The organism is Microcystis aeruginosa LEGE 91341 (assembly GCF_015206885.1).
In the GTDB taxonomy this organism is placed as follows: Bacteria; Cyanobacteriota; Cyanobacteriia; order Cyanobacteriales; family Microcystaceae; genus Microcystis; species Microcystis aeruginosa_H.
This window is the reverse complement of record NZ_JADEXY010000232.1, coordinates 1-3,206: the sequence shown is the minus strand read 5'-3', so window position 1 is coordinate 3,206 and position 3,206 is coordinate 1. Positions and strand designations below refer to the sequence as shown.

Annotated in this window: 2 protein-coding genes; one reads left to right on the top strand and one right to left on the bottom strand. The window is 45.7% G+C overall.

Annotated elements, in window-relative coordinates:
- Window positions 1-83 precede the first annotated feature (83 nt).
- The gene (gene crtD, locus IQ234_RS20385; RefSeq protein ID WP_193958408.1) at window positions 84-1,589 is read left to right on the top strand and encodes a C-3',4' desaturase CrtD; all 1,506 of its coding nucleotides are present in this window, start codon (window positions 84-86) and stop codon (window positions 1,587-1,589) included.
- Window positions 1,590-1,726: 137 nt separating this feature from the next.
- On the opposite strand, the gene IQ234_RS20380 is transcribed toward crtD, so the two are convergent.
- The gene (locus tag IQ234_RS20380) at window positions 1,727-3,064 is read right to left on the bottom strand and encodes a histidine phosphatase family protein (protein ID WP_193958407.1); all 1,338 of its coding nucleotides are present in this window, start codon (window positions 3,062-3,064) and stop codon (window positions 1,727-1,729) included.
- Window positions 3,065-3,206: the final 142 nt, after the last annotated feature.

Here is a 3,206-nt window from a genome sequence, read left to right as displayed (position 1 = left end):
CTCCTGAGTCCTGTCTTCCGTCTCCCGTCTCCTGACTGTCAAAAGGGTTAGGATAAAAATAAATATAAATAATTGTTAAGAAAATGACGCGAATTACCGTTATTGGTGCAGGGATTGGCGGACTAACGGCGGCGGCATTATTGGCGCGTCGAGGTTATCAAGTCACAGTATATGATCAGGCGCTTGTCCCCGGGGGTTGTGCCTCGACTTTTTCCCGTCGGGGTTTTACTTTTGACGTGGGGGCAACTCAAGTGGCAGGATTAGAAGTAGGGGGCATTCATCAGCGCATTTTTGCCGAATTAGGGATAGATTTACCCGATTCTGTCCCCTGCGATCCCGCCTGTGCCGTTTTTCTACCGGGGGAAACCAATCCGATTAACGTCTGGCGCGATCGGCAAAAGTGGCAAGAGGAAAGACAAAAACAATTTCCGGGCAGCGAACCCTTTTGGCAATTATTACAAAAACTCTTTCAAGCTAGTTGGCGTTTTCAAAGTCGCGATCCAGTTTTACCCCCGCGCAACTGGTGGGATTTAGGGCAATTAATCGCCGCTTTGCGTGTAGATACTGCCATTACCTTCCCCTTTACTTTGATGACTGTGGGGGATGCTCTGCGATTATACGGCTTAGAGAGGGATAAACGCCTAAAAACCTTTCTTGATCTCCAGTTAAAGCTTTATTCCCAAGTTACTGCCGATGAAACCGCTTTACTTTATGCCGCCACCGCTTTAGCAGTTTCTCAGTCTCCCCAAGGTTTATCCCACCTTCAGGGTAGTATGCAAGTATTAAGCGATCGCCTAGTAGCAGCTTTGGAAAAATACGGCGGTAAATTGCAAATGCGCCACACAGTAGAAAAAATACTGACAGAAAAGGGGAAAGCCACCGGAATTATCGTCAGAAATCAAAAAAATGATCAAATACATCCAGAAATGGCCGATGAGATTGTGGCTAATATCCCGATCCAAAATTTACCACAATTAATCGATCGCGAAGCCATTCCCAGTCTTTATCACCGGAGAATCGAAAAACTTCCCCCCGCGTCCGCTGCTTTTGTGGTTTACTTAGGAGTCGATCGCGCTGCTATTCCCCCCGATTGTCCCCCCCATTTGCAATTCCTCTACGATTACGATGGCATAATCGGCGAAAATAACTCTTTGTTTGTTTCCGTGAGTAAAGAAGGGGATGGCCGCGCTCCAGTGGGAAAAGCGACGATTATTGCTTCTTCCTTCACCGATACCAGTCTTTGGTGGCGAAAAGGAGAAGATAATTATCAGCAATTAAAAGCAGCATACACCCAAGAGGCGATCAATCGTCTCGGTAATTATTTCCATCTCAGTCCTGATCACATCGTTCATATCGAATCAGCTACACCTCGCACTTTTGAACGGTTTACGGGGCGAAATCAGGGCATTGTCGGCGGTATTGGTCAAAGATTGTCCACTTTTGGCCCTTTTGGAGTAGCGACGCGCACTCCGATCCCCCATCTTTGGTTAGTGGGAGATTCCACCCATCCGGGAGAAGGTACTGCCGGAGTCAGCTATTCGGCACTAACCGTAGTTAGACAGATTGAAAATAAATTAGCTTCTAGTTAGCCGTAATTATGAATTATGAATTATGAATTATGAATTGGGGAGACGGGGAGAATAAATAAAAGCAAATCTCCTGATAACTGATAACTATTAACTGATAACTTACCCACTGATAACTGATAACTGATAACTGATAACTGTTATAAAGCGCCGGCTGCCGTGCGATCGAGTATTCCCGCTCCTAGATGAGAGGTAATATTAATTGCTTGCAGGACTGGTTGAGAGTCAACTCCTTTGGGATAATCGATAACACTAACCGCGCCATTTCCCTGTTTAATATTCCAGAAATTAGCGGGTTTTAAACCCAATAAATAACAAAGAATCACCTTATTAATGGCATCGTGAGCTACTACCATAATTGTCTTAGGACTATCACTATTACTATAGGTTTTAACGATTTGCTGCCAACAAGCGATCGCTCGATCCCAAACTTCCTGTAAATTCTCCCCTTCCGGCATTTGTACGGTTTCCGGGGCATTTTTCCAGTCTTCTAACATACCAGGGAAACTTGCTTCAATTTCCTCCTCTAATTTACCCTCCCAAAGTCCGTGACAGATTTCTGTCAGATCCACTTGGGTATCTAAGGTGATATCGGGGTGATATTGCAGGATAATTTGGGCAGTTTCCTTGGGACGGGACAAAGGACTGGTGACAGCGTGATCTATCGCCGTTTCTCGCAGAAATTCGGCGGCTTTCTCCGCTTGAGCCTTGCCATTATCATTGAGAGGAATATCGCGCACACCTTGAAAACGTTTATCCCGATTCCATTGGGTTTCTCCGTGACGCACAAGCAGCAGCCTCGATCCTTGGAAAGGAGGACGCGGTGGGGGTAAAGCTATCCCTAAGTGTGCCGTTTGATTGAGGGATTCCACCTGAACAGGATCACCAAAATCACCCGTAAAATTGAGAACATTAACGCAACAGTTAGATTGTTGTAGGGAATGGTATAAGGAAACCGGAATACCGATGGCAGTGAGGATTAAACAGCGATTAATGCCGTTATGGGCAACAATGAGGATAGTTTGGCCCTCGTGTTGGGGAATAATTTCTCGCCAAAAATCCTGCGCTTGTTGATAGAGGGAGAGAACGGGATAATGTTCTTGACCATCGGGCAGTATCATCTTAAATTCATGAGGTTTTTGATGCCAATCCCGATATTCTTGGGGGTATTGAGCTTTTACCTCCTCTTTGACCATATTTTCCCAGATAGGCAGATCGATTTCTAGTAACTGCGGAGTGGGTTGAATGACGGGAGAGTGATTTAAACGAGACTGAATCACCTCAGCAGTAGATTTGGCTCTTTGGAGAGGACTACAGTAAAAAGCAGCGATATCGATTTGACTGAGGGCATTTCCTACTTTTTCCGCGTCCAGATGCCCTTTTTCCGTCAAAACCGAGCCATCACTGCGACCTTGTATTTTCTGCTCTGCGTTATAACTGCTTTGTCCATGACGAACAATAATCACACGAGTAGCCAAGCGGTTCAGTCTCCTTAACTAAAAGTCTCAATATCAGATTACAGGCGATCGGGATCGGAGTACAGTCTCGTTAGGGGATAGGGATTCGGGGAAATAGGGAAATGGGGAAATGGGGAAATGGGGAAATGGGGAAGTGGGGGAG